Origin of the sequence: Stenotrophomonas sp. GZD-301, assembly GCF_049310345.1 — a bacterium.
GTDB lineage: Bacteria > Pseudomonadota > Gammaproteobacteria > Xanthomonadales > Xanthomonadaceae > Stenotrophomonas.
This window is the reverse complement of the sequence record NZ_JBMOWY010000056.1, coordinates 59,559-85,554: the sequence shown is the minus strand read 5'-3', so window position 1 is coordinate 85,554 and position 25,996 is coordinate 59,559. Positions and strand designations below refer to the sequence as shown.

The following is a 25,996-nucleotide window of genomic DNA, read 5'->3' as shown; positions in this document are numbered from 1 at the left end:
GGGTTGGTTGGTGGCGGAACGGAGAGCAGCCGACCAACGGTCGGCTCTACCTGCGCCATGCGCGATCGGTGGCCGTGCGGCACGCCGCCGACCAACGGTCGGCGCTACCTGGCGGGGAGCAGGGGCAGCAGGAGGGTGCGGGCGTCGAGCAGCGAATCGACGATGCGGTGGCCGAGCGCGCGCAGGTCGTCGTCGGGGTGCACCAGGTCCGGCACCTGGATGGCGGTCATGCCGGCGCCTACGGCGGCGCGGATGCCGGCCGGCGAATCTTCCAGAGCCAGGCAGCGCGCGGGCGCCTTGCCCAGCTTCTGCGCGGCCAGCAGGTAGATGTCCGGTGCCGGTTTGGGATGGGCCACGTCGCTGCTGGTCACCACCACCTCGAAGAACGGCAGCAGCCCCGCCGCGTGCAGCTTGCGCGAGGCGCGCGGCTGCCGCGTGGAGGTGGCGACCGCACGCGGAATGTCGTGCGCCTGCAGCAGCTGCAGGATGTCCAGGATGCCCGGCCGCAGCGGCAGGCCGGCCTGGGTACGCGCCTCGTACAGATCGTGGCAGCGCGCGAACAACGCGGCGACCTGCCCGGCAGTGATGTGCTCCAGCAGCAGGCGCTCGCAGTCGCGGTCACCCAGGCCGACCATGCGCAGCCAGAAGTCATCGGCGAACGGCAGCTGCAGCTCCCGCGCCGCCGCCGACCAGCAGGCGATCGACACGCGCTCGCTGTCGATCATCAGACCGTCCATATCGAAGATGACGGCGTCGGGCAGGAACGGAAGCGCGGCAATGGCGGTCATGGGACGTCGAACAGGGTGTCCAGGTCGGTGGCATCGAGCATGCGCCATTGGCCTTCGGCCAGGTCGCCCAGCGACAAGCCGCCGATGCGGCTGCGGTGCAGCGCCTCGACATGGTTGCCGACCGCGGCGAACATGCGTCGCACCTGATGGTAACGGCCTTCATGCAGCACCAGCTGTGCCTGGCGCGGTGACTGCACGGTCAGTTCAGCGGGCAGCAAGGGCTTGTCGTCCGATTCCAGCAGCAGCGTGCCGCTGGCGAACCGGCTCACTTCATCGCCCCGCAGGTCCTCGGCAAGGGTGACCTCATAGGCCTTGTCCAGGCGCGACTTGGGCGAGACGATCCGATGCAGCAGCGCGCCATCATCGGTCATCAGCAGCATCCCGCTGGTATCGCGGTCCAGCCGGCCCACCGAGGACAGCACCGGCGCGCGCTCACGGAAGCGCGGCGGCAGCAGGTCGTAGATCAACCGGCCGGTGTCCTTGGTGGAGCAGGTGTAGCCGCGCGGCTTGTGCAGCAGCACCGTCAGCCCCTGCGGCGGGTCCAGCGGCTCGCCTTCCACCCGGATCGCCTCATGCGCGACCGCGTCGTCGGCGTACAGCACCTCGCCGTCGGCGTCCGTGATCAGGCCGGCACGGAACATCCCCTGCACCTGCTTGCGGCTGCCGTAGCCCAGGTTCGCCAACAGCTTGACCAGCTTCATGCGCGACCTCCGCGGCCCCACTTCGGCTCGGTGCTGCGGGGCGCCCGGACCGGCGTGGGGCTCGCGCTGGCCTTGGTGGCCTCGATCAGCTTGAAGCCGTCGCGCTCGGCCGCCACGCGCACCTGGCCGAAGCTTTCGTTGAGGATCTGCTCGTACGGCAGGTGGCGGTTGGCCACCAGCCACATGCGCCCGCCCGGGCGCAGCGCCTGCGCGGCCACGGCGATGAACCGCTGGCCGATGTCGGGGCGGTCGGCACGTGACGGGGTGTGGAACGGCGGATTGGTGACGATGAAGTCGTAGCGGCCTTCGATGCCGGCGGTGACATCGTGCCAGTGGTAGTTCACCACGGCCGGCTTGCCCAGCGCGGCCAGGTTCTCGCGCGCCAGGGCCAGCGCGCGGCCTTCGGCCTCGTACAGGTCCAGCGCGCTCACGCCCGGGCAGCGGGTCAGCACTTCGGCCGACAGGTAGCCGAAACCGCTGCCCAGATCGGCGCCGTGGCCGGCCAGGTCGGCCGGCAGCTGCTCGACCAGCAGCGCCGACGCCGGATCGATGCGATCCCACGCGAAAATGCCCGGGCGGCTCTGGAAGCGCCCGCCGAGGATGGCACGCGGCGCGTCCAGGCTGGCCCAGCGCTGCGCCAGCGCCACGTCGTGCTCGCCGTTCAGCGGTGCGGTCCAGTACGCGCGGCAGTGGTTCTTGGTGAGCTTGCCGCCCAGCCCGGCCAGCGCCTGCAGATCGCTCTCGCCGGAGCGTGCGCCTTCGTTGTTGTGCTGGCAGGCCACCACCACGCCGCCCGGTGCAGCCAGCGCCAGCGCGCGTGCGAACAGGGCGCGTGCCTCTTCGCGCTGGCGCGGCGGCAGCACCAGCACCACCGCATAGCGGGTGCTGTCGTCAACCAGCTGCTGCTCATCGCGCACCTGCCAGCCACTGGCCTCCAGCGCATCGGCGAAGGGGCGGAAGCTCTGCTCGCAGACCAGCTGCGCCGGCTGGGCATGTTCGCGCAGCGGCCAGCCGTCGCGGGCGCGCAGGAACAGCACCGGGCCGGCGGGCCAGGACAGCGCGCCATTGGCGAACGGCAGGAACAGGGTTTCCAGGGGGGCGTCGTGCTGGGCAGCCATGCAGGGGGGCACATCGTCAAAAGAGGGGGCCATTCTACCGGTTCGTCCGTACGGCCCGGTTTTGCGTTTATTCAACGTCCCGTTGATGCCACGGCAACACCCCAGCGGTCAGGGTGGAGGCTCCCCTCGAGATGGAGATGACTCATGCGTGCACTGTTTGTCGGCGGCGTGGTGGACAACAGCGAAATGGACCTGGAGGGCAATCACCCGCCGGTGCACTACCCCGAGGACACCGGCGGCGGCCATTCGCGCTACCGGCTGCACCAGGTGGGCAAGACCGCCGATGGCACCGTGGCGTACGCGGTGTACGGCGCGCCGGACATGGCCGATGACGAAGTGGGCAGGATCGCCGACGAACGCGCCTATGCGCGCCGTTTCGAGGCAGAAGCCGAGGTCTTCACGCACTGACGGTGATGGGCCCGGCGCTGCGGTGCCGGGCCACCCCCACCGCGTGGGCGGTTCAGGCGTGCGGCGGCAGCTGGCGCACGGCGGCGATGCTGTCCAGCCAGACCAGGTGCTGCTGCACCGGTGTATCCAGGTCGTCCAGGCGCAACTGGCCATTGCTGCCTTCGTTCTCCGCGGCGTCGCGGTACTGCTGGACGGTGGGCTGCACCGCCACCGTGCCGAGCAGGCGACGGCCATCGACCAGGGTCAGCTCCACCTGGGTCTGGCCACGCAGCTGCGGCAGCAGCGCCTCCAGCGCGGCGATGTCGGCGGGGTCGGTATGCACGGTGGGGGCAAGGCGGGACATGGCGTTCTCCGGGATACGGCAGCCCAGTGTGCCAAGCCGGGCGTATACGGCCCGGCAACGCGTCTAGCGCGCGGCGAGCACCGTCCGTACCGCCGACACCAGCTGTGCCACCGAATAGGGCTTGGCCACATGCTCCTGGAAGCCGGACGCCAAGGCCCGCTTGCGGTCGTCGGCACGGGCCAGCGCCGTTACCGCCACGGCGGGCAGCACCTGGGCGTCCACGCCGATGTCCTCGCGCAGGGTCCGCACCAGGCCGTAGCCATCCATGCCGGGCATGCCGATATCGGTCAGCAGCACGTCGATGGCGGCGTGCCCACCGGCATCCAGCAGCGCCAGCGCCTCGCCGGCCGATGCGGCGGCCGTGACCTGGGCCCCCTGCTCTTCGAGTAGCCGGCGCAGGTACTCCAGCACTTCCGGCTGGTCCTCCACCGCCAGCAGGTGCAGGCCCTTGAGCGGGAACGGCTCGATGATCTGCTCGTTGATCGGGCCGTTGAACACCTCGCGCAGCGGGCGCCCATCGGCCTGCGGCTGGTAGCGCGGCAGGCGCACGGTGAACGTTGCGCCGTGGCCCTGGCCATCGCTGCTGGCCGCCACCGCACCGCCATGCAGTTCCACCAGCTGCTGCACGATCGCCAGGCCCAGGCCCAGGCCGCCATGACGGCGGGTGGTAGTGCCGTCGGCCTGGCGGAAGCGACCGAACAGGTGGCGCAGGAATTCAGGGGCGATGCCATCGCCGGAGTCGGCGACGGTGATCGTCCAGTGCCCGGCATCCACGGCCAGGGTCACCGCGACGGTGCCCTCGGCCGGGGTGAACTTGATCGCGTTGGACAGCAGGTTCCACAGCACCTGCTGCAGGCGCGTGGCATCGCCCAGCACCAAGCAGGGGTCCTCGGGCAGGACAAGGCTGGTGGTCAGCGCCTTGCCCTCGGCCACCAGCTCCTGGGCGCGCATCGCTTCGATCAGCTGTGCGCGCAGGTCCAGCACTTCCACTTCCAGCTGCACCTTGCCCAGCAGCATGCTGCTCAGGTCCAGCATGTCCGAGATCAGCCGCTTCTGCGCCATCGCGCTGTTGGCGATCACACCCAACCCCTTGTACATCGGGCTGGTCTCATCGATGCGCTGCAGCAGCAGTTCGCTCCAGCCCAGGATGGTGGTCAGCGGGGTACGCAGCTCATGCGAGAGCGTGGCCAGGAATTCATCCTTGACCCGCGCCATGTTCTCGGCGGCACTGCGCGCGGCGCGCTCGGACTGCAGCAGTTCCTCGCGCGCCATTTCGATTTCGCGCCGTTCGGTCACGTCCGGGCTGCTGCCGGCCAGGCCGATGAAGCGGCCCATGCGCGAGAAGCGCGGGCGTGCGTTCATTTCCAGCCAGCGCCACTGGCCATCGGCGCGCCGCCCGCGCACCAGCGCGTGCATCGACCGCTGCGCCTTGAGTGCTTCCTGCAGTTCGTACTCGAACACGGAAGCATCGTCGGGATGCACCAGGCCGCGCCAGACGTCTTCGGGCACGCGTTGCTCGTCGCCCCCGAAGAACTCGGTGAACGCACTGTTGACGAAACGGGCGTGGCCGCGTTCGTCCAGCACCCACACCGGCATCGGCAGGCCATCGGCCAACGCGCTGAAGCGCGCCTCGCTTTCGGCCAGCTCCACTTCAATCTGCTTGCGTGCGGTCACATCGAAGAACAGGACCGCCACGTGGTGATCGTCCGGGTCGCCCACGCGCACCGCCTCCACCGAATACCAGCGCGACAACGCGCGGGCCTCCAGTTCGAACTGCAGCGGCGTACCGGTGCGTGCCACCTGCCCGTAAAGGCGATACCACTCCGGTTCGTGCTGCGGCTGCAGCACGGCCATGCGCTTGCCGACCGCGTCTTCGATACCGGTGTTGCGCACGAAGGCGTCGTTGACCTCCAGGAAGCGGTAGTCCACCGCATGATCGCCATCAAACAGCACCTGGATGATGCAGAACCCGGCATTCATCCGCTCCAGTACGCCGCGGTGAAGGACGGGATCAGACACCGGGACCATGACCGGAGGACGTTCCAGGGTGGTAGGGGGCAGGCTGGACAAAGGCGTCAAGAGGGCAACTGGCGTAACGGAGGGACACAGGATGTTCCAGAGCGCGTATTCGCAGCGTCAAGCGCCAAGGGTGGGGTTGACGCCGATGAATTGGCGGCAACGCCGGTGGAGCGGGCGCGGTGGAAGGATTGTCCCTCACCCGGATCAGGATCACACTGCCTTTCGTATTCCCTGTCTCAATGACGCAGGAGGAAGTGCCATGAAGCGTTCGATGATCATCAGCACCGCGCTGGCGTGCGTGCTGGCGATGGGGGCGGCGCAGGCCGCTGGTCCGAGGACCGTGACCGACCCGCAGGCCCCACGGGCGCTGAGCGGTGATGGCCCGGTGCGCGTGCAGTGGACCGATCCGGCGCAGTTCACCGAGATCCGCAAGAGCACCAATCGGTTTGATGCAGAACGCGGCAACTGGGTGCAGCAGCTGGGACAGTACGTGCAGACGGCCGCCGGCAAGCAGCTGCAGCCGGGCCAGACCCTGGATGTGACCCTGACCGACATCAAGCGCGCCGGCGACTACGAGCCGTGGCACGGGCCGCGCGCCAGCGACGTGCGGATCATGCGCGACATCTATCCGCCGCGCATTTCGCTGACGTTTACCCTGAAGGATGCACAGGGCACGGTGGTGTCCCAGGGCGAGCGCAAGCTGGTGGACACCGGCTACCTGCACAACATCGGCCTGCAGAGCGATACCGACCCGCTGCGCTACGAGAAGAAGCTGCTGGACGACTGGATCCAGCGCGACGTACGCGCTCCGGCCACTGCCAGCCGCTGAACCGGCGTGGCACAACGGAAAAAGGCGGCGCCCCTGCGGGTGCCGCCTTTCTTGTTGGGGCCGGCGCTGCGTCTCAGGCGTGCAGAAAACGGCGCGGCACGCGCTTGACGCCACACGGCAGCTGGTAGGCGCTCACGCCGCACAGCGGTGCCAGCACATCCAGCCGCGGCGACGCGCCCCACAGGGTCACGGTGCTGCCGATGCCGGCCTGCGGCAGGTCGGTGAGGTCCACGGTCAGCATGTCCATCGACACCCGCCCGATCACCCGTCCGGGCTGGCCGTCGATCTGCACCGGGGTGCCGTTGGGGGCGAACTGCGGGTACCCATCGGCGTAGCCCAGGGCGACCACGCCGACCCGGGTGCGCTCTTCAGCGACGAAGCGCGCGCCGTAGCCGACCGGTTCGCCGGCCTCGATCCAGCGTTCGGCGAAGATCTTCGATTCCATCGTCATCACCGGGCGCAGGCGCTCGGTGGCCATCGATGCCACCGGCAACGGGTTGGCCCCGTACAGCATCAGGCCCGGGCGGACCCAGTCGCTGCGCACATCCGGCCAGCCCAGCAGCGCCGGCGAATTGCACAGGCTGGTTTCACCGGCGAGGCCGTCGATGGCGGCGGCGAAGGTGGCGGCCTGCTCGCGGGTGCGCGGGCTGTCCAGTTCGTCGGCGCGGGCCATGTGGCTCATCAGGACCATCGGCCCGACCTGAGGCAGCGCGCCCAGGCGGGTGTGCGCGGCGCGGAAGTCGGCCGGCGACAGGCCCAGCCGGTGCATGCCGCTGTCCAGCTTCAGCCATATGCTGAGCGTGGCCGTGGTCTGGAATGCGGCCACGGCGTCCACCTGCCAGGGGGCGGCCACGGCGAACCACAGGTCGTGCTGGACGATCAGGGGCAGTTCGTCGGCGTCGAAGAAGCCTTCCAGCAGCACGATCGGGGTGGTGATGCCGGCCTCGCGCAGTTCCAGCGCCTCTTCGATGCAGGCCACGCCGAACGCATCGGCGGCCTCGTCCTGCAGCGCGCGCGCGCAGGCCACGGCGCCGTGGCCATAGGCATCGGCCTTGATCGCGGCCAGGGTCTTGCGGCCGCCACCGAGTTCACGGGCCAGGCGGTAGTTGGAGCGCAGCGCCTCCAGGTCGATCAACGCGCGGGCTGGGCGCATGCTTCAGGCTCACTATGACGTACGGATGCGGCCGCGTGGCCGTAACGGAAGATATCCAGGCCTTCGGTGCTGATCTGCGGCTGGCGCGCGCTCATCAGGTCGGCGAGGTAGCGGCCGGAGCCGCAGGCCATCGTCCACCCGAGGGTGCCGTGGCCGGTGTTGAGGAACAGGTTGCGGTACGGCGTGGCGCCGATCACCGGGGTGCCGTCGGGCGTGGCCGGGCGCAGGCCGGTCCAGAACTCGGCGCGGCTCAGATCGCCGCCCTCCGGGTACAGGTCACGCACAACCTTCTCCAGGGTGGCGCGGCGGCGCGGCGACAGGGACAGGTCGAATCCGCCGACCTCGGCCATGCCACCCACGCGGATGCGGTCGTCGAAGCGGGTCACGGCCACCTTGTAGCTTTCGTCCAGGATGGTCGAGGTGGGGGCCATCGCCGGGTTGGTGATCGGCAGGGTCAGCGAGTAGCCCTTGAGCGGGTACACGGGCAGGCGCAGGCCGAGCGGGTCCACCAGGGCCGGCGAATAGCTGCCCAGTGCGACCACGTAGCGGTCGGCGGTTTCCAGCGCGCCATTGATGTGCACACCGGTGATGCGGTCGCCCTGGGTCTGCAGGCCGGCAATGTCCTGGTCGAAGCGGAATTCGACACCGGCATCGACGCACATCTGCGCCAGGCGGCGGGTGAACAGCTGGCAGTCGCCGGTCTGGTCACGGGGCAGGCGCAGCGCGCCGACCAGAGTGTCGGCGACGGCGGCCAGGGCCGGTTCGTGGGCGATGATGCCGGCGCGGTCCAGCACTTCGTAGGGCACGTCGTAGCGGGCGAGGATCTCGATGTCCTGGGCCGAGGCATCCAGCTGCTGCTGGGTGCGGAACAGCTGGGTGGTGCCGAGGTCGCGGCCTTCGAACTGGATGCCGGTCTCGGCGCGCAGTTCGTTGAGGCAGTCGCGGCTGTATTCGGACATGCGCACCATGCGCGCCTTGTTGATGGCGTAGCGCTCATGGGTGCAGTTGCGCAGCATCTGGGCGAGCCAGCGGTACTGGTGCCAGTCCAGGCCGGGCCGGATGGCCAGCGGGGCATGCTCGGAGAACAGCCATTTGACCGCCTTGAGCGGCACGCCGGGGGCGGCCCACGGCGAGGTGTAGCCGAAGGACAGCTGGCCGGCATTGGCGAAACTGGTTTCCAGCGCCGGACCGGGCTGGCGGTCGACGACCGTGACTTCAAACCCGGCCTGCCGCAGGTACCAGGCACTGGTCGTGCCGATTACCCCACTGCCAAGGACTAGAACGCGCATGACACCTCTCCAACCCGATCATTCCCTGCACAGAAGCGTGCCGGGACCACAATTGAGGAAGTATAGTCAGCCCAAACCAATCAATTCGCCTGTTTTTAGGAGCTGAGGCAGGGTATTGTCCTGCAAACATCCTCGACAGGCTGACACGATGGCCGTACGCGCGCGCGAGCTGGACAAGATCGACCGGAAGATCCTGCGGATCCTGCAGGCAGAGGGCCGGATTTCCTTCACCGAACTGGGCGAGCGGGTGGGCCTGTCGACGACGCCGTGCACCGAGCGGGTACGCCGGCTGGAGCGCGACGGGGCGATCACCGGCTACTACGCCAAGCTGGATCCGCACTACCTCAAGGCGAGCCTGCTGGTGTTCGTGGAGATCAGCCTGGCTTACAAGTCCGGCGATATTTTCGAGGAGTTCCGGCGGGCGGCGCTGAAGCTGCCCAACGTGCTCGAGTGTCATCTGGTGTCGGGCGATTTCGACTATCTGCTGAAGGCGCGGATCAGCGAGATGGCGTCGTACCGCAAGCTGCTGGGCAGTACGCTGCTGACGCTGCCACACGTGCGCGAGTCCAAGAGCTACATCGTGATGGAAGAGGTGAAGGAAACGCTGACGCTGCCGATTCCCGACTGAGGAACGCAGAAGGCGGCGCGCAGGTGCGCACCGCCTTGATGATTGCGTGAAACGCGTCAGCGCTGCTGTTTCGAGTCGGGATGGCGCTGCTGGTCGGGCTGCTTGCCGCCCTTCTGGTTCTGCTGATCCCACTGCTGCTGGTTCTGCTGGCCGGCCTTCTGGTTCTGCTGCTGACCCTGCTGTTCCTGCGGTGCCTTGCCGGGATTGCGGTTCTGCTGGTTAGCCATGATTGCACTCTTCTCGAAATGCCTTGGGGGATGCGCTGTGTGTTGCGGCGCACGTACAGGGTCCGGGAAAAACGGTTAATCGCAGGCGAAAAAGCGGTGAGGTTGCGCGTTGATGCAGATGACTGCGGGTGGCGGTTGTGAAGTGTTCATGCGGTGGGCTCACTTACTCAGAAGCAGAAGCAGCGTCTCGATTGCTGCGGCGGGCCGCGCACGGCAGGCCTCCCGCAGGACACGCCGTGAACCCGTCCGTGGGGGCTCGTCCACGACATCCCTGTCGTGGACGGTCCTGCGGGAGGCTATCCCCGCCCACCCTCTCCCTATGGTATCGCCCCTCGCGCCCCCCCCCCCCCCCGCGACCATCGGGATGACGGTGTGCGGACGCGAAAGCGGGCTCTTCTTCGTTCCGCGCAGTCTGCAACGCCCTATGGCCGGATCTGTTGTCCGCCCGCGCTGGGGAGCGAGTCGTAGTACTTGCCGGTACGCGTATCCAGGACGCGGTTGGGGCCGACCTGTTTGGCGCCGGGGATGATCCGGCCGTGGCGGTCGTAGACCTTGGGCTGCAGGGTGGGGCCCTGGATCGGGGCGGTGCCGGCCGGGCCTTTGCTCTGGATGGGATGGGTGCGCAGCTGCTGCTGCATCTGGCTGTTGGACTTCACCGGGGCCAGTTCGCCGGCGAGGCTGTCGGCCGGTGCCGGGCGCACGGGGATGGGCAGCGGGACCGGGGCCGGTTGCGGCGCAACGACCGGGCGGGTGGCGGTGGGCGACGGCGGGGGGCCGATCTGCGCCAGTGCCGGGAGCGGCAGCAGGAGCAGCAGCACGGCGCCGAGGCGGCGTGGGCGGTTCATGGCGGGCTCCTGGCGGGGGGACAGGCTTCACCTTGCGCCCGCGTGGGTATCAGCACGATGAACGCGGCGGCTTGAACGCCCTCCCCGCCGGCCCAATCTTGCTGGCATGCCCCCGAGGAACCGCCGATGACCGCTTTCGACCTTGCCCCGCCCAGCGCCGACCAACGCCAGGCACTGATTGCCGGGCTCAGCGCCGACGAGCAGCGCGTGCTGCTGCACCACGGCACGGAGGCCCCGTTCTGCGGCGTCTTCCTGGACAACAAGCAGGACGGCGTCTACGGCTGCCGGCTGTGCGGTCTGCCGCTGTTCCGCTCGAGCACGAAGTTCGACTCGGGGACGGGTTGGCCGAGCTTCTTCGCGCCGTTCGACCCGGCCCATGTCCGCGAAATCCGTGACATCAGTCACGGCATGATCCGGACCGAAATCGTTTGCGCGCGGTGTGACAGCCATCTCGGCCATGTATTCCCGGACGGCCCGCCGCCGACCCATGAGCGGCACTGCCTGAATTCGGTCTCGCTGTCGTTCACGCCCAACGGTGCGCCCTATCCGGACCCGCTGCAGCGTGGCGGCGCCGAGGCCGGCCCCGCCGGCTGACGGCCCCGGGGAGGTGGGTGCCGGCCTTTGGTCGGCACACTCTCCCCGCAAAACTGTGACATCCAACCAACGCCCCCCTTCAGAAAAGCGGGGGCCGGGCCGACATGGAGGTATCCCCTCCCCGCGTCCGCCCCATGCTCATCATCGTTGGACTCCTCGTCGTCATCCTCAGCGTGCTTGGCGGCTACATCGGCGCGCACGGCAAACTGGCTGCCCTGTGGCAGCCCTATGAACTGGTCATCATCGGCGGCGCGGCACTGGGCGCGTTCCTGATCGGTACGCCGATCAAGACCGTCAAGCAGACCCTGCGCGCCACCGTGGACGTGTTCAAGGGCCCGCGCTACAAGCAGCAGGACTACATCGATGTGCTGAGCCTGCTCTACGAGCTGCTCAACAAGGCCCGTCGCGAAGGCTTCATGGCGCTGGAAGACCACGTCGAGCGGCCGGCCGAAAGCGCGATTTTCGCCAACTACCCCAAGGTGCAGGCCGACCACCACCTGGTCGACTTCATCACCGACTGCCTGCGCCTGATGATCGGCAGCAACATCGAGCCGCATGAGCTGGAACCGCTGCTGGAGCTGGAGCTGGAGAAGCACCATGCCGAAGCGATGCAGCCCTCGGCGGTGCTCAACAAGGTCTCCGACGGCCTGCCCGGCTTCGGCATCGTGGCCGCCGTGCTGGGCATCGTGATCACGATGGGCTCCATCGGCGGTGAGATCACCGAGGTGGGCGCGCACGTGGCCGGCGCACTGGTCGGCACGTTCCTGGGCATCCTGCTGGCCTACGGCTTTGTCGGCCCGCTGGCGGCGGCTGTGGAAGCGCGTGCCGAGCAGGACAGCCGCATCTATGAGTCGGTCAAGACCGCGCTGCTGGCCTGCCTGCGTGGCTACAACCCGAAGATCGCCCTGGAGTTCGCCCGCAAGACCCTGCCGTCCAACGTGCGCCCGGGCTTCAGCGAGTTCGAACAGCACCTCAAGACGGTCAAGTAAGGCACCCTCATGGCCGAGAACAAACCCACCGTCATCGTCCGCCGGGTCAAGAAGGCCGGCCACGCCGCCCACCACGGCGGCGCCTGGAAGGTGGCCTATGCCGACTTCGTGACCGCGATGATGGCGTTCTTCCTCGTGCTGTGGCTGATGGCGGCCACCACCAAGCCCGAGCGCGCCGCGATTTCCGAGTACTTCCGCAACCCCAGCCCGCTGGCCGGCCAGAGCGCCACGCCCGCACCGGGCATGGCCGGTCCTGGCGGTGCCAGCACCTCGATGATCAAGCTGGGCGGCGCCACCGACATCTCGCGCGGCAACAGCAACGATCCCTTCCAGAACCAGCAGGCTGCCAAGCCGGTTGCGCAGACCGAGCGCGAGCGCGAGCAGCAGCAGCTGGAAGCGCTGAAGAAGGAGCTGGAAGAGGCGATCAGCAAGAGCCAGGCGCTGGAGCCGTTCAAGGACCAGCTGCTGCTCGATCTCACCCCCGAAGGGCTGCGCATCCAGATCGTGGACAAGCAGAACCGGCCGATGTTCGACATGGGCAGTGCCGCGCTCAAGCCCTACACGCGCGAGATCCTGCGTGAGCTGTCGCAGTTCATCAACCATGTACCGAACCGGATCAGCATCACCGGCCATACCGACACCACCGCGTACACCGCGGTGCACGGCTACAGCAACTGGGAGCTCAGCGCCGACCGCGCCAATGCGGCCCGGCGGGCGCTGCTGGATGGCGGGATGACCGAGGAGAAGGTCACCCGCGTGGTCGGGCTGTCGTCGTCGGTGCTGTTCGACAAGACCCAGCCGGACAACCCGATCAACCGCCGGATCAGCATCGTGGTCATGACCAAGGCCGCCGAGGCGGCGGCGCTGGCCGGTGCAGGCCAGGAAGTGGCGTTGTCGCCGACCGCCCAGGACGCCGACATCCAGGCCACCCAGGGCGCGCCCGCACTGCCGGCAGCACAGGCGGCACCCGCGCCCGCCTCGCCCTGAGACGGGCCCGGCCAGCGGGCGGACGACCGGCGCTGGTACGGAATCCGTGGAGCCGGCCAGCGGCCGGCACTACAATGACGGTCTTTCCCGTACAGATAGACCGTTCCCATGTCCAAGCAGTCCAAGGCCAAGCGCGACAAGCGCAAGAAGCAGCAGCCCAAGCGTCCGATCAACCGCCTGAACGCCCAGCAGCCGGTGCAGAACCACGCCGTCCTGCAGAACGAGGAAGGCCAGGTGGTCGCCGCGATCGGCCTGCAGGGCACCGAATGGCTGCTGGCCATTGGTGGGCAGACGATGGGCAACGCGGACAACCCGATCCCGATGCTGGCCATGCTCAAGCACCTGTCCAACGTCCAGGAGAAGGAAGGCCGCAAGGTCACCCTGGAATACTCGACCCAGATGCAGCAGATGATCGACGACCTGGCCGCCGAAGAAGGCAAGACCGCCGACGAGTACCTGGCCCAGCTGGTGTCCGAGTTCGAAGGCGTGGAAGGTGAAGACGAGGCCGCCGACGGCGACGCCGATGCCGGCACCGAGGTGGCTGCCGATGCCGCTGACGCTGACGCGACCGATGCACCGGCTGCCGACGCCACCCCGGCCGACGCCGACGCGCAGCCCAAGGGCTGATCGCGGCCCCCGGTGACGGTCTATGTCGACGATGCGGTACACCCCTGGCGCGGCGAGCGCTGGGCGCATCTGATGGCCGACACCCTGCCCGAGCTGCACGCCCTGGCGGCGCAGCTCGGGATTCCGCGGCGGGCGTTCCAGAACCGCCGCAGCGGCGCGCACTACGATGTGCCCGCCCCGATGCGCCTGCGGGCCATCGCGCTGGGCGCACGCGCCATTTCGCGCCACACCGACCGTGCCCTGGTCAAAGCGGTCATTGCCAACGCCCGGGCGCAGTACGCGCCGTGAGCACGCGTCGCGTGGTTGCCGGCCAGCGGCCGGCACTACCGGTTGGCTGTTGCCGGCCAGCGGCCGGCATTACGGGTTGGATGCGTGGCTTAGAACGGATCGCTGCCCGGCCGCACTTCCACACCCAGCAGTGAGCACAGCGCCAGCATGGCGTCGTCATCGCGGCTGAGCGCCATCCAGCCGGACAGGCCGTCGGTACCGGCATCCACGCTCCACAACGAGTAGTTGTGCTCGCGCAGGCGGTCATACGCGGTCGCCATCAGCTGCGGGGCGTCCACCTCGGCGGCGAAGTCCTCGTCGTCCAGGTCGCCGCCCCAGTCCAGCTGCAGGTTCCAGCGCGCGGACAGCTCGTTGACCGCCGACATCAGGGCATCGGCATCGCCGCGCTCGACCTCGAAGCCGGACTGCCAGGCGATGGCCGTCAGCAGCGGCGGCAGCCACTCGGCCTCTTCATCGATCTCCTCGCCGCTTTCCAGCAGCGCTTCGCGCCAGCGGTTGAACTGCTGCAGTGCCAGTTCCTCGTCGCCCGGGTTGATCAGCACGAACAGGTTCCAGATGCGCGCCTCGAAGTCGTCTTCGTCGAAATCGCGTTCTTCTTCTTCGAAGTCGAAATAATCGCTGTTGTCGGGCATGACCGGTATTCCTGGAGGCAGGGGCGCATTCTGCCGTGGGATGGCGTTGGCAGGAAGCGAAATTCGGCCTGGGCGCCGCTGCGGTTTATCCTGTGCGGCAGAAGATGGCCGTGGTGGCCGTCAGTACCCGATGACCATGAGCGATACCCCTCCCGATCACCTGGCGATCAACCCGGCCAGCCCCTTCCATGACGCCGCCGCGCTGGAGCGCGGGGTTGGCATCCGCTTCAACGACGTCGAGCGCGACAACGTCGAGGAGTATTCGGTCAGCGAAGGCTGGATCCGCGTGCAGGCCGGCAAGGCCCGTGACCGCCGCGGCAACCCGATGACGATCAAGGTCAAGGGCACCGTGGTGGCCTACTTCCTGGACCAGAAGCCGGAATAACCGGTCAACCGACCAACGGTCGGTTGCTGCCCGGTTACGCGGTAGCGCCCGACCGTTGGTCGGGCGACGATCTCAGTCCCGTTGCCGCGTTTCCAGCAGGTCCAGGTTGCGGATCAGCCTGCGCGAGATCTCATCGGAGATCTTGCCGCGCCGGGTCAGGCGGAACAGCTCTTCACGTTCGGCGGTGAGACCGGCGGTGCGCAGCTGGCGATAGCCCTGCTCCATCCGCTTGACCTTCTCCGGATCGGCGTCCGGTCCGTTTTCCTTCTCCAGGTTGCGCTGGTACAGCAGGCTGACCCGTGAGGCGGCATCGTTGTACAGCTGCACGTTCTCGGTGGTCTGGTTCTGCACCAGCTGCTGGCGCATGCGCTCCACGCCGGCCAGCGCGGCTTTGGAGGCCAGTTTGCGGGCGAGGTCCTCGGCCTTGCGGTCGCCCGAATCGGCGGGCAGCTCCAGTCCCTTCAACAGCCGCGGCAGCGCCACGCTCGCGCCGACCAGCGACACCAGGATCACCGCGGCCGCCAGGAAGATCACCAGATCGCGCGCCGGGAAGGCGCTGCCATCGGGCAGGAACAGCGGCAGGGTCAACACGCCGGCCAGGGTGATCGCCCCGCGTACGCCGGCGACCGAGGTGGCCACCACCACCCGCCACGGCGTGCCCTGCTGGACTTCGCCACGGTGGCGCGCACGCAGCAGGCTCCAGCGCAGCGACAGCCATACCCAGGCCAGGCGCAGCACCACCAGCGCCAGGTTGATCACCACCACGTACACCAGCAGCCACCACGCACTGTGATGGCCACTCTCGCTGACGGTGGTGATCGCGCGCTCGACGATGCCCGGCAGCTGCTCGCCGAGCAGCACGAACATGATGCCGTTGAAGCTGAACTGCAGCATCCCCCACACGGCGGCGCGCTGCACGCGCATGCTGCCGGAGACGCGGCCGGTCAGCTCGACATAGCTCATGGTGATGCCCGCCGCGACGGCCGACAGGATGCCCGAGGCATTGGCCTCTTCGGCCAGCAGGTAGGCGGCGAAGGGAATCAGCAGGTTGACCAGCAGTGCCGCACCCGGCTCCTCGCCGAAGCGCCGCCACAGCCAGCGCTGGAAGGTGGACACGCCCAGCGTGACTGCCACACCGATCGCCAGGCCGGCCACGGCCACCCACAGGAAGGTCAGCGACGCGGTCGCCAGCGAAAACGTTCCGGTCATCACCGCCGCCACTGCGAAGCGGAAGCAGACCAGGCCCGAGGCATCGTTGAGCAGCGACTCGCCTTCCAGGATGTGCATCAGCCGTTTGGGAATCGGCGCGCGCGCGGCGATCGACCCCACCGCCACCGGATCGGTGGGCGAGATGATCGCGGCCAGGGCGAACGCCACCGCCAGCGGCATCACCGGAATCATCCAGTGAATCAGGAACCCGGCGCCGATCACGGTGAACACCACCAGCCCGAAGGCCAGTTCCAGGATCACGCCCTTGTCGCGGAACAGGCCCTGTTTGGGGATGCGCCAGCCATCCAGGAACAGCAGCGGCGGCAGGAACAGCAGAAAGAACATCTCCGGTTCCAGCGCGTGGCCGCGGTTGAACACGCCGGCGATCACCGCGCCGAGGCCGATCTGCACCAGTGGCAACGGCAGCGACAGCGGCAGGACCCGGACCAGGTAGCCGCTGGCCACCACGGCCACCAGCATCGCCAGGACGACTTCAATGGTATGCATGCATTTTCCAGTGGACAGCGCGGGGGAGGCTGCGGACAGCCGGCGCCGGAAACGGAAAAAACGTACCACACCCCTGCCGTCGCGCGAACGCGCGCGTGCGCGCCGGCTCAGTGGAGCGACAGCAGACGCTGCACGGTCCACGCGTTGAAATCGGCCTGCATCGGCGCGGTCAGCGCGTGGTCGGCCGGGTAGTCCTTCAGCGTATGCCGCACACCGAGCGCGCGCAGCCGCGCGGACGCGGCGGTGGCGAGCGCGAACGGCAGCTTGCTGTCGTGGCGGCCGTGCAGGATCAGGCCCTCCAGATCACGCGTGGCGATGTCGGCCGGAACATGCGCGGCGATCTCGGGCAGGATGCGGCCGGACAGCACCGCGAAGCGTGCGGCCACCTCGGGTGCGGTCAGCGCGATGCTGGCGCTCATGATCCCGCCCTGGCTGAAGCCGGCCACCAGCGTGCGCGTGGCCGGCAGGCCCAGCTGCGCCTGCTGCTGCCGCACGAAGTCGATCAGGCGAAGGCGGCTGGCCTCGGCCTGGGCGGGGTCGATCACCGGCCCCTGCGGCCCGAACTGCACGGTGAACCAGCCGAATGCATCGGGCCCGAACGACAGCGGCCCGCGCGGCAGCACCACCTGCAGACGGGGGTCCAACGCCTGCGCCAGCGGCAGCAGCGAACGTTCGTGGCTGCCCACGCCGTGCATCAGCACCACCAGCCCCTGTGCCGGGCCGGTGGCGGCGCGCACCACCGTGTACAGGCCGCTGCTCATGGCGCGGGCCGTGCGGCATCGCCGCCGTCGAAGCGGTAGATGTCCATCGCCAGGAAACCGGCATCGATACCGGCATCGATACGCTGCGCGCCCAGCGTGTCCGCACCGGCCGCGCCCATCGCGAAGTGCAGGGGCTGCAGGTGCTCATCGGTGGGGTGCGCGCGCTCGGCATACGGTGCCTGGCGGCGGTAGTCGAGCAGCGCGGCGCTGTCATCGGCTGCCAGCCGCTGCTCCACCCACTCGATGAAGGGCCGCACGTAGGGCGCTTCCTTGCCGGCCTGGTAATCGCCCCAGTCGTGCAGGTTGTGGGTGATGCTGCCCGATCCGATCAGCAGTACGCCCTGCTCGCGCAACGGCGCCAGCGCACGGCCCAGTGCCAGCTGATGCGCCGGCCCGAGCAGCGGCTGGATCGCCAGCGGGACCACCGGAATGTCGGCCTGCGGGTACAGGAAGCGCAGCGGCACCCATGCGCCGTGGTCGAGGCCACGGGCGGCATCGATCACGGTCGGCAGGCCGGCTGCCCCGAGCCGCTCGGCAACCTCGCGGGCCAGCGCCGGATCGCCCGGCGCCGGGTACTGCAGGTCGAACAGCGCCTGCGGGAAGCCACCGAAATCGTGGATGGTCGGCGGCCGCGGATGCCCGCCCACCGCCGGCTGGCGGGTCAGCCAGTGGGCCGAGGCCATGACGATCGCGCGCGGGCGCGGCAGCGTGGCGGCCAGGTCGGCCAGGCGCTCGCCGACCAGGCCGGGGGTGAGCGCGGTCATCGGCGAACCGTGCGAGATGTACAGCGAAGGCAGGCGGGTCATGGCAGGCTCCAGCAGGGGGACGTGGGCAACGGCAAGCTCAGCGGGACGCCAGCGTCCACTTGCCGTCGCCGATGCAGAACAGCACCAGCAGGGCCAGCGCCCAGAACGCCGGGTATTCCCAGCCGCCGCCGGCATTGGCGAAGCTGAAGCCGTTGGCGCCGTGCACCGTCACGATGGTGCCCAGCAGCAGCGGGACGCCGATCAGGCCCACCCAGCGCGCGAAAATGCCCAGCAGGAGCGCGGCGGCGAGCGTCAGCTCCAGGGCGATGGTGACGTAGCCCAGCGCGCCGGGCAGGCCCAGCGACTGGAAATAGGCGGCGGTGCCGGCCGGGGTAAACACCAGCAGCTTGGTCAGCCCGTGGACCAGGAACAGCGCCCCCAGCGCCCAGCGCAGCGCAGTCGCGCCATACGGGGCCAGGGTGGGGGTACGGTTGGCGGGGGTGTGCATGGGAAACCTCGGCGGGATGCGATGTGGACAGGTTATTGCGCGCACCAGGGACAATAAATACGATCAGCCGACGCTATTTGTTACAGGAATCGAAACAATGGACACTCTGGACGCAATGCGCGTGTTCGTGGCGGTGGTGGAGCGCAACGGCTTCAGCGCCGCGGCGCAGGCGCTGGACATGTCCACGGCCGGCGTCACCCGCCAGATCGCCGCGCTGGAGCAGCGGTTGTCCACGCGCCTGCTCAACCGCACCACCCGCCGGGTGAGCCCGACCAGCACCGGCGCGGCCTACTACGCCCAATGCGTGCAGCTGCTGGCGCAGTTCGATGCACTGGAGGCCAGCATCGGCGCGCAGGCGCTGGAGCCCTCGGGCCTGCTGCGGATCAACGCACCGGTCAGCTACGGCATCGCCCGGCTCGGCCCGCTGCTGGCCGGCTACCGGGCGCGCCATCCGCAGGTGCAGTTGGATCTGTCGTTGTCCGACCGCCTGGTGGACATGGTCGAAGAAGGCTTCGACGTGGCCATCCGCATCACCCGGCAACCGGGTCCGGCGCTGATCGCGCGCAAACTCGCCGACGCCCGCATCACCCTGTGCGCGTCACCGGCCTACCTGGCCGCGTACGGTCACCCGCAGCAGCCGGAGGACCTGGCCGATCACCAGTGCCTGAACTACAGCTACTGGGGCGGCGGTGATGCCTGGCAGCTGCGCGGCCCGCGTGGCGAAGTCAGCGTGGCCATCCGCGGCGGCATCCGCGCCAACAACGGCGACGTGCTGCGCGAAGCGGCGATCGCCGGCCTGGGCATCATCCTGCAGCCGGATTTCCTGGTCGACGATGCGCTGGCCGATGGACGCCTGCAGCGCATCCTGCCCGACTGGGACGTTGCGCCGGTCGGCATCCATGCCGTCTACACCAGCCGCAACCACCTGGCGCCGAAAGTGCGCAGCTTCATCGACTACCTGGTCGACGCGCTGGCCTGACCGCGCCGGCCGCACCGCCCGGCGCTACACCGCGTCGGCGGTCTCCAGCCGCGCGATCACCTCGCGCAGCGGCGCCGGCCGGCCCAGCAGGTAGCCCTGCACCTGGTCGCAGCCATGCGCGGCCAGCCACTGGTGCTGCCCGGGCGTTTCCACGCCTTCGGCGATGATGGTCAGCCCCATGCTGTGCCCCAGCGACAACAGCGCACGGCAGATCGAGGCATTGCGCGGGTTGGTTTCCACATCGGCCACGAAGCTGCGGTCGATCTTCAGGATGTCCAGCGGCAGGTGCTGCAGGTAGGACATGTTGGAATAGCCGGTGCCGAAATCGTCCAGCGAAATGCAGATGCCCTGCTCGTGCAGGCGCTGCATGGTCTGCTTGGCCTGCGCCGGTTTGCGCATCAGGCTGCTCTCGGTCAGTTCCACCTGCAGCGCGCCGCGTTCCAGGCCGAACTCCTGGCTGGCGCGGGTGAACTCGGCCACCAGGTCGCTGTTGAAGAACTGCACTGCCGACACGTTCACCGCGATCGGCAACATGCCCCAGCCGGCATCGACCAGCTGCCGCTGCGCCTGCGCCGCCGCGCGGATCACCCAGCGGCCCAGCGCCAGAATCAGCCCGGTGTCTTCGCACAGCTGGATGAACTCACCCGGGGGAATGAAGCTGCCATCCGGCTGCGGCCAGCGCAGCAGGGCTTCCAGCGCGGCCGGGGTGCCGTCGCTGGCGTGGCAGATGGGCTGGAAGTACAGCTCGAACTCGGCGTCGATCGCGCTGTGGATACGCCCGGCCAGGCGCAACCGCTCGGCCAGCCGCGAGCTCACCGTGTTGTCGTACCACGCGATCACGCTGCCTTCGTCGCGCGCGGCGTGCGCGGCCTGCGCGGCCATGCCGATCACCTGCTCGGCCGGCAGCACATCACCGTCGAACTTCACCGCCACGCCGATGCGCGGCTCGAACTGGTGCAGCCAATCCTGCCCGCGCACCGGTTCGGACACGGTCTGCACCAGCGTATCCAGCGCCGACTGACGATCGTGGCCATCGCCGATGGCGAAGATGAAGTCCTCGGCCGGCTGGAATGCCAGCGCGCCATACCGCGCACCGAGCCCGCCCAGGCGCTTGGCCATCGCCTGCAGCACCACCTCGCCCACTTCGCGGCCCAGCGTATCGGCCACCAGCTGCAACCCGCGGAACTGCACATAGGCGATGGTGTAGCCACCGCCTGCGGCATCCAGCTGCTCGGCCAGTGCACGCGTATTGAGCAGGCCGGTGGCCGGGTTGTGGGTGGCGTGGTAGGCCAGATCGCGCTCGTAGGCCAGGCGCTCGCTGACATCCTCGGCCAGGACCAGGCACGCCTGGCGCCCATCGAAGTCCAGCCGCGCCAGATGGGCGCGGACCTCGAACACGGTGCCGTCCTTGCGCCGGTGCATGCGTACCGTGGCGTCCTGCACATCGCCGATGCGCGCCTGTGCGATGGCGCCACGGATCTCCTCCCAGCCTTCGCGCGGGCGGATGTCGAGAATGCTCATGGACAGGAACTCGTCGCGGCTGAACCCGTACTGGCGTACCGCCGCCTCGTTCACTTCCAGGAAGCGCAGCGTGTCTGGGTCGAACACCCAGAACGGGGCCGGATTGCGGTCGAACAGCAGGCGGAACTGGCGCTCGGCCTGCTGCACCCGTGCCAGCGCCTGCACGCGCTCGCTGACATCGGTGAGCGCGCCGATCATGCGCCGCTGCCGGTCCACCACCGCCACCCGCTGCCCGCGCGCCGACACCCAGCGCACGGCACCGCCGGGCAGCACCACGCGGAACATTTCATCCAGCACCGCCGTGCCGGCGAAGGCCGCGTCGAAGGCGGCCTGCATGCGCGGCGCGTCCTCGCGATGCACGCGGGCGAAGAAGTCGGCAACCGGCAGGCTGTCGATCTCCACGCCGAAGATCTCGCGTGCCAGCGGTGACCAGCGCAGCACGCACGCATCCTCGTCCACGTACCAGGTGCAGACCTTGCCGACCTGATGGGCCAGGCGCAGCTCGGCGTGGCCGGTACGCAGTTCCTCGGTCAGCGCGTCCTGGTGCACGCTGGCGCGGCGCAGGCTGAAGTACACCCCGAGAAACACCACCCAGTACGCCAGGTACACGCCCAGCGAGGCGTACACATAGGGCCACCACGGCGCCAGCACATCGCGGCGGCCCAGGCCGGCGTAGACCGCCAGCGGGTACTGGCCCAGCGTGGTCAGCGTGGAGATGCGTTCGATCTGGTCCACCGCGCTGGTCTCGATGCCCAGCGGCGTCACGGCATCGGTGCGCAGCATCTCGCGCCGGCCCAGGCCATAGCGCTGGCCGGTGGCCCCGAGCGGATCGGGGCTGCGTGCCAGCACATACCCCTGCGCGTCGGTGATCGAGATCACCCCGTACTCGCCGGTGTCCAGGCCACTGATGATCGAGGTCAGTTCGTCGGTGTGCAGGCGACTGAGCAGCCAGCGGTCCTGGCCCATGCGCAGCGCCAGCGGCAGCACCCAGCGATGGCCGTCCAGCGCCTGCGGCGGGCCGATGTACAGCGCGCTGTCGGTACCGCGGTTGGACTCCATCGCCCACAACGGCAGGTGCAGATCACCGCTGCCGCTGGTCAGCGCGCGCCCGTGCTGGTCCACCACCACGATGCTGTCCAGCTCGGCATGCCGCTGCAGCACCCCGGCAATGGCGTCGTCGAGCAGCTCCGGCGCCTGCTCCGGCACGCGCTGGAACAGCTTGGCGCCATCGTCGGCGATGCCCAGCATGGCCCGTTCCAGGTTGCGCAGTTCCAACCGCAGCAGGCGCTGCGAGCCGGCCGCCAGCGCAGAGCTCTGGCGTTGCGCGGCTTCCTGGCGCCGCTGGTAGTCGTTGGCCAGCATGGCGCCCAGCGCGACGGCGAGCAGCACGGCCAGCGCACTGCCCAACCAGACGATAGTCCGCAGTGGCCGTGCCATTGCACGGTTCAACGCGGGCATCGCAAACGGCTCCCTTCATAGCGGGCTGACTTCATGCGCAAACGCTTCCTGGTTTCCCCCAAACCTGAGCGGCCGAAGCCCCCGTTTCTTGACGCCTGCAATCGTGTCCACGCGATGCCTCCCCTGGCACCCCGGCGCGGAACGGTCCTGCCGGCCCCAGCATGCACCAGCGGCAGGCGTGCGGGAAGAGCTGAATCTGGCCAGTGGACGATCGGGCATGCGGCCCGGTCCCGCCTGCGCCAGAGGACTAAACTAGGTCCTTTCCGTTGCCTGAGAAGGTCCATGTCCAAGCTGCGCCGCCCCACCCTGATGCTCGCCATTGCCGCCAGCCTGTCGCTGAGCCTGGCCGCCTGCGACCGTGAACCGGCCGCACCGCCGGCCACGCCCGCCGCCGATACCGCCGCGTCGCCGGCCCCGGCCAAGCCGCAGCTGGGCAGCTTCGGCTTCGACAGCGCCGGCATGGACCGCAGCCTCGCCGCGGGCGATGACTTCTTCGGCTTCGCCAACGGCACCTGGGTCAAGAACACCGAGATCCCGGCCGACCGCTCCAGCTACGGCAGTTTCAACGTCATCGCCGAAAAGACCCTGGCCGACACCCGCGCGATCCTCGAAGGCGCCGCCGCCGATGCCAAGGCCGACGGCGAAGCCAAGCTGATCGGTGACTACTACGCCGCCTACATGGACGAAGCGGGCATCGAATCGCGCGGCCTGGCCCCGGTCAAGCCGACCCTGGACGCCATCGCCGCCGTCGCCGACAAATCCGCGCTGGCCACCACCCTCGGCGGCACCCTGCGCGCCGACGTCGACCTGCTGAATGCGACCAACTTCTACACCGACCGCCTGTTCGGCGTGTGGGTGTCGGTGGACCTGCTGCAGCCGGACCGCACCGCGCCGTACCTGGTGCAGGGCGGTCTGGGCCTGCCGGACCGCGACTTCTACCTGCAGGGCGGCCGCATGGCCGAGCTGCGCAAGCAATACCAGGCCTACATCGCCCAGGTGCTGCAGCTGGCCGGCGTCGCCGATCCGGCCGGCAAGGCGCAGCGCATCCTCGCGCTGGAAACCCGGATCGCCCAGGCGCACGCCACCCAGGAAGAAACCAACGATGTGGCCAAGGGCGCCAACGCCTGGACGCAGGCCGACCTGAGCGCCAAGGCACCTGGCATGGACTGGAGCGCGTTCCTGGCCGGCGCCAGCCTGGGCGAGCAGCAGGACTTCATCGTGTGGCAGCCCAAGGCCGTGGCCGGTATCTCGCGCCTGGTGGCGACCGAGCCGCTGGAGGTGTGGAAGGACTATCTCGCCTTCCATGCCCTGGATCGCGCCGCGCCGTACCTGCCGAAGGCCTTTGCCGACGCACGCTTCGCCTTCCACGGCACCGCGCTGAACGGCACCCCGCAGCAGAGCGAGCGCTGGAAGCGGGCGGTGGACGACAGCAACCACGCCGTCGGCGAAGCGATCGGCAAGCTGTACGTGGAACGCCACTTCGATCCGGCCACCAAGGCACGCGCCGACGAGATGGCCAGGAACATCATCGCCGCCTTCGCCAAGCGCATCGATGCGCTGGCGTGGATGTCGCCGCAGACCAAGGCGCGTGCCAAGGCCAAGGTCGCCGGGCTCACCGTCGGCATGGGCTATCCGGACAAGTGGCGCGACTACACCGGCCTGGAGGTCAAGCGCGACGATGCGCTGGGCAATGCCGCGCGTGCGGAGCTGTTCGAGTACCAGCGCAACATCGCCAAGCTCGGCAAGCCGGTGGACCACACCGAGTGGGCGATGCTGCCGCAGACCATCAATGCGATGAACGTGCCGCTGGAAAACCGCCTGGTGTTCCCGGCCGCGATCCTGCAGCCGCCGTTCTTCGACGGTGCCGCCGACGATGCGGTGAACTACGGTGCGATCGGCGCGGTGATCGGCCACGAGATCAGCCACGGGTTCGACAACGCCGGTGCGCTGTTCGACGAAACCGGCAAGCTGCACAACTGGTGGACCGCCGATGACCTCAAGCAGTTCAACGCCGCCGGCGACGCGCTGGCCGCGCAGTTCAGCAGCTACCAGCCGTTCCCGGGCGTGTCGGTGAACGGCCGCCTGACGCTGGGCGAGAACATCGCCGACGTGGCCGGCCTGGCCACCGCCTACGATGCCTACCAGCTCTCGCTGCAGGGCAAGCCGGCACAGACCCTCGAAGGCTTCACGCCGGACCAGCGCTTCTTCCTCGGCTTCGCACAGGCATGGCGCAGCAAGGCCCGCGAGCAGGCGCTGCGCAACTCGCTGCTGACCAACGTGCATGCGCCGGGCCAGTTCCGCGCGCTCACCGTGCGCAATCTGGACGCGTGGTACCCCGCGTTCGAGGTCAAGGAAGGCCAGAAGCTGTACCTGGCCCCGGACAAGCGGGTCAAGGTGTGGTGATCATCGCGGTGCGATGACCGGAAAACGGGCGCTTCGGCGCCCGTTTTTTTATGCAGCCCGCCCCGTCACCACCGCGCGAGGATGCTGGCCGGCACACCGACACGCGCGCAGGCGCGGGTGGCCACGCCATCCGGCAGCGCGCGGCGGAACAGCGGCGCCATGCCGCGCAACAGGCGGGCCGACGTCTGCGCCTGCGCACGTTGCACCGCAGTGCGTTCCAGCAGGGTCACCGCCCACGGCGGCAGCAACGCGGCACCGGCGCCGAGAAACAGGTCACGCGACAGCCCTGCCATCGGCACCGGCAGGCGGATGCCCGAGAGCACCGCCAGCACCTCGCGCGAGCGCGCATCGAAGCGCAACCGGGGCAGCTCCCGTGCGAAGTACGCCGCCACCTCCGCTTCCGAGGCCGGCACATCGGTCGCGCCCAAGGCTTCGGCCACGCGGCGGTACTCGTCGTAGTAGCGGTCGGCAACCGCGGCCGGCACATCGCGGCAATAGCGGCGGCAGCCCTGCAGGAACCCGTAGGCCTCGGTGACGTGGACCCAGGTCAGCAGATCCGGCGCATCGGCCGAGTACGCCTGCCCGTCCGGCGTCTGCCCCCGCACCTGCGCATGAATGCGCCTGACCCGGGCAACCATCGTCTCCACCTCGCCGGCGGGCGCGTAGCTGGTGCCGGCCACGAAGGCAGTGGTGCGGCGCAGCCGGCCGACCAGATCGCCGCGGAAGTTGGAGTGGTCGTACACCCCCGCCAGCGCCAATGGATGCAGGGTCTGCAGCATCAGCGCGCACAGGCCGCCGGCAAGCATTCCCGGCAGCTCCGCATGCACCCGCCAGGTGGCGCTGTCCGGGCCAAACCAGCCCGGATCGCCCTCGGGGTGGTCGTAATCGATGTTGCTCTGCCCGCGCGGGAACGTGTCGAGTACCCAGCGCCGGATCGGCGCGGTGATGGGGCGGGAAAGACGGTTGAGCAGCGGCGGCATCGCAGGTCCGATCGGCGGAAGAAACGACCGCTGGCTGCGCGGTCGGCCTCGATTCTGGCCGATCCCGGCCGACG

The 25,996-nt window shown here is 69.0% G+C and carries 27 protein-coding genes; 11 read left to right on the top strand and 16 right to left on the bottom strand.

The window, feature by feature from the left end; genetic code table 11:
- Positions 1–104 precede the first annotated feature (104 nt).
- The 3 genes from ACO6VK_RS15780 to ACO6VK_RS15770 are packed head-to-tail and all read right to left on the bottom strand — an operon-like array spanning position 105 to position 2,607.
- A complete protein-coding gene (locus tag ACO6VK_RS15780; protein WP_422508744.1) occupies positions 105–788 on the bottom strand; it encodes an HAD family hydrolase in 684 nt (227 codons plus the stop codon).
- Positions 785–1,489 carry a pseudouridine synthase gene (locus ACO6VK_RS15775; protein WP_422508742.1) on the bottom strand — a complete coding sequence of 235 codons (705 nt, stop codon included), beginning with the start codon at positions 1,487–1,489 and terminating at the stop codon, positions 785–787. The genes ACO6VK_RS15780 and ACO6VK_RS15775 overlap by 4 nt, the downstream gene beginning before the upstream one ends.
- Positions 1,486–2,607: a class I SAM-dependent methyltransferase gene (locus ACO6VK_RS15770; protein WP_422508740.1), complete on the bottom strand. Its 1,122-nt coding sequence runs from the start codon at positions 2,605–2,607 to the stop codon at positions 1,486–1,488. The genes ACO6VK_RS15775 and ACO6VK_RS15770 overlap by 4 nt, the downstream gene beginning before the upstream one ends.
- Positions 2,608–2,751: 144 nt before the next feature.
- On the opposite strand from ACO6VK_RS15770, the gene ACO6VK_RS15765 reads away from it, so the two are divergent.
- Positions 2,752–3,015: a hypothetical protein gene (locus ACO6VK_RS15765; RefSeq protein WP_017356497.1), complete on the top strand. Its 264-nt coding sequence runs from the start codon at positions 2,752–2,754 to the stop codon at positions 3,013–3,015.
- 52 nt (positions 3,016–3,067) lie between these two features.
- On the opposite strand, the gene ACO6VK_RS15760 is transcribed toward ACO6VK_RS15765, so the two are convergent.
- Positions 3,068–3,358, bottom strand: a complete 291-nt coding sequence (locus ACO6VK_RS15760) for a DUF3247 family protein (RefSeq protein ID WP_411849758.1) — start codon at positions 3,356–3,358, stop codon at positions 3,068–3,070.
- A gap of 63 nt (positions 3,359–3,421) precedes the next feature.
- Positions 3,422–5,386 carry a PAS domain-containing hybrid sensor histidine kinase/response regulator gene (locus tag ACO6VK_RS15755; protein WP_422508737.1) on the bottom strand — a complete coding sequence of 655 codons (1,965 nt, stop codon included), beginning with the start codon at positions 5,384–5,386 and terminating at the stop codon, positions 3,422–3,424.
- A 250-nt stretch (positions 5,387–5,636) separates the two neighbouring features.
- Here ACO6VK_RS15755 and ACO6VK_RS15750 point away from each other — a divergent pair, with 250 nt between their 5' ends.
- Positions 5,637–6,206: a DUF3016 domain-containing protein gene (locus tag ACO6VK_RS15750; protein WP_136003528.1), complete on the top strand. Its 570-nt coding sequence runs from the start codon at positions 5,637–5,639 to the stop codon at positions 6,204–6,206.
- A gap of 73 nt (positions 6,207–6,279) precedes the next feature.
- Here ACO6VK_RS15750 and alr read toward each other — a convergent pair whose 3' ends face one another.
- Both alr and ACO6VK_RS15740 read right to left on the bottom strand, forming a co-directional pair.
- Positions 6,280–7,359: an alanine racemase gene (alr, locus tag ACO6VK_RS15745; protein ID WP_422508735.1), complete on the bottom strand. Its 1,080-nt coding sequence runs from the start codon at positions 7,357–7,359 to the stop codon at positions 6,280–6,282.
- Positions 7,338–8,648, bottom strand: coding sequence for a D-amino acid dehydrogenase (locus tag ACO6VK_RS15740; protein ID WP_422508733.1), 1,311 nt, complete (start codon positions 8,646–8,648; stop codon positions 7,338–7,340). The genes alr and ACO6VK_RS15740 overlap by 22 nt, the downstream gene beginning before the upstream one ends.
- Before the next feature lie 148 nt (positions 8,649–8,796).
- Between ACO6VK_RS15740 and ACO6VK_RS15735 the strand changes: the two genes are divergently transcribed.
- Entirely contained in the window at positions 8,797–9,276 is a 480-nt protein-coding gene (locus tag ACO6VK_RS15735; protein ID WP_017356503.1) for an Lrp/AsnC ligand binding domain-containing protein, read from the top strand.
- Positions 9,277–9,332: 56 nt separating this feature from the next.
- Here ACO6VK_RS15735 and ACO6VK_RS15730 read toward each other — a convergent pair whose 3' ends face one another.
- Together ACO6VK_RS15730 and ACO6VK_RS15725 are read right to left on the bottom strand one after the other, a co-directional pair.
- On the bottom strand, positions 9,333–9,503 hold the full coding sequence (locus tag ACO6VK_RS15730) for a hypothetical protein (RefSeq protein ID WP_422508730.1): 171 nt from the start codon (positions 9,501–9,503) through the stop codon (positions 9,333–9,335).
- A 422-nt stretch (positions 9,504–9,925) separates the two neighbouring features.
- Positions 9,926–10,348, bottom strand: a complete 423-nt coding sequence (locus ACO6VK_RS15725; RefSeq protein WP_422508728.1) for a classical arabinogalactan protein 4 — start codon at positions 10,346–10,348, stop codon at positions 9,926–9,928.
- Between the two features lie 126 nt (positions 10,349–10,474).
- On the opposite strand from ACO6VK_RS15725, the gene msrB reads away from it, so the two are divergent.
- The 5 genes from msrB (at position 10,475) to ACO6VK_RS15700 (ending at position 13,833) form a co-directional block, all read left to right on the top strand.
- Positions 10,475–10,942 carry a peptide-methionine (R)-S-oxide reductase MsrB gene (gene msrB, locus ACO6VK_RS15720; protein ID WP_422508726.1) on the top strand — a complete coding sequence of 156 codons (468 nt, stop codon included), beginning with the start codon at positions 10,475–10,477 and terminating at the stop codon, positions 10,940–10,942.
- A 134-nt stretch (positions 10,943–11,076) separates the two neighbouring features.
- Positions 11,077–11,931, top strand: a complete 855-nt coding sequence (motA, locus tag ACO6VK_RS15715; RefSeq protein ID WP_422508724.1) for a flagellar motor stator protein MotA — start codon at positions 11,077–11,079, stop codon at positions 11,929–11,931.
- A gap of 9 nt (positions 11,932–11,940) precedes the next feature.
- Positions 11,941–12,918, top strand: a complete 978-nt coding sequence (motB, locus tag ACO6VK_RS15710) for a flagellar motor protein MotB (protein ID WP_422508722.1) — start codon at positions 11,941–11,943, stop codon at positions 12,916–12,918.
- A gap of 108 nt (positions 12,919–13,026) precedes the next feature.
- Positions 13,027–13,545: a hypothetical protein gene (locus ACO6VK_RS15705; RefSeq protein ID WP_422508720.1), complete on the top strand. Its 519-nt coding sequence runs from the start codon at positions 13,027–13,029 to the stop codon at positions 13,543–13,545.
- Between the two features lie 12 nt (positions 13,546–13,557).
- Positions 13,558–13,833 carry a DUF4031 domain-containing protein gene (locus tag ACO6VK_RS15700; protein ID WP_422508718.1) on the top strand — a complete coding sequence of 92 codons (276 nt, stop codon included), beginning with the start codon at positions 13,558–13,560 and terminating at the stop codon, positions 13,831–13,833.
- A gap of 89 nt (positions 13,834–13,922) precedes the next feature.
- On the opposite strand, the gene ACO6VK_RS15695 is transcribed toward ACO6VK_RS15700, so the two are convergent.
- Positions 13,923–14,465, bottom strand: a complete 543-nt coding sequence (locus ACO6VK_RS15695) for a DUF6630 family protein (protein WP_422508716.1) — start codon at positions 14,463–14,465, stop codon at positions 13,923–13,925.
- 136 nt (positions 14,466–14,601) lie between these two features.
- Here ACO6VK_RS15695 and ACO6VK_RS15690 point away from each other — a divergent pair, with 136 nt between their 5' ends.
- Positions 14,602–14,850, top strand: a complete 249-nt coding sequence (locus ACO6VK_RS15690) for a DUF3297 family protein (protein ID WP_422508714.1) — start codon at positions 14,602–14,604, stop codon at positions 14,848–14,850.
- Positions 14,851–14,922: 72 nt separating this feature from the next.
- Here the strand turns inward: ACO6VK_RS15690 and ACO6VK_RS15685 are convergent, their stop codons facing one another.
- The 4 genes from ACO6VK_RS15685 to ACO6VK_RS15670 form a co-directional block, all read right to left on the bottom strand.
- Positions 14,923–16,566: a Na+/H+ antiporter gene (locus ACO6VK_RS15685; protein WP_422508712.1), complete on the bottom strand. Its 1,644-nt coding sequence runs from the start codon at positions 16,564–16,566 to the stop codon at positions 14,923–14,925.
- Positions 16,567–16,673: 107 nt separating this feature from the next.
- On the bottom strand, positions 16,674–17,327 hold the full coding sequence (locus tag ACO6VK_RS15680; protein WP_422508710.1) for an alpha/beta hydrolase: 654 nt from the start codon (positions 17,325–17,327) through the stop codon (positions 16,674–16,676).
- Positions 17,324–18,133 (bottom strand): dioxygenase, encoded by an 810-nt coding sequence (locus ACO6VK_RS15675; RefSeq protein WP_422508708.1) that lies wholly within the window; start codon positions 18,131–18,133, stop codon positions 17,324–17,326. The genes ACO6VK_RS15680 and ACO6VK_RS15675 overlap by 4 nt, the downstream gene beginning before the upstream one ends.
- Positions 18,134–18,170: 37 nt before the next feature.
- A complete protein-coding gene (locus ACO6VK_RS15670) occupies positions 18,171–18,581 on the bottom strand; it encodes a DoxX family protein (RefSeq protein ID WP_422508706.1) in 411 nt (136 codons plus the stop codon).
- A gap of 97 nt (positions 18,582–18,678) precedes the next feature.
- Here ACO6VK_RS15670 and ACO6VK_RS15665 point away from each other — a divergent pair, with 97 nt between their 5' ends.
- On the top strand, positions 18,679–19,560 hold the full coding sequence (locus ACO6VK_RS15665; RefSeq protein WP_422508704.1) for a LysR family transcriptional regulator: 882 nt from the start codon (positions 18,679–18,681) through the stop codon (positions 19,558–19,560).
- 24 nt (positions 19,561–19,584) lie between these two features.
- On the opposite strand, the gene ACO6VK_RS15660 is transcribed toward ACO6VK_RS15665, so the two are convergent.
- Entirely contained in the window at positions 19,585–22,518 is a 2,934-nt protein-coding gene (locus tag ACO6VK_RS15660; RefSeq protein WP_422508702.1) for a bifunctional diguanylate cyclase/phosphodiesterase, read from the bottom strand.
- Between the two features lie 303 nt (positions 22,519–22,821).
- On the opposite strand from ACO6VK_RS15660, the gene ACO6VK_RS15655 reads away from it, so the two are divergent.
- Positions 22,822–24,942 (top strand): M13 family metallopeptidase, encoded by a 2,121-nt coding sequence (locus ACO6VK_RS15655; protein WP_422508700.1) that lies wholly within the window; start codon positions 22,822–22,824, stop codon positions 24,940–24,942.
- 65 nt (positions 24,943–25,007) lie between these two features.
- Here the strand turns inward: ACO6VK_RS15655 and ACO6VK_RS15650 are convergent, their stop codons facing one another.
- On the bottom strand, positions 25,008–25,922 hold the full coding sequence (locus ACO6VK_RS15650; protein WP_422508698.1) for an oxygenase MpaB family protein: 915 nt from the start codon (positions 25,920–25,922) through the stop codon (positions 25,008–25,010).
- Positions 25,923–25,996: the final 74 nt, after the last annotated feature.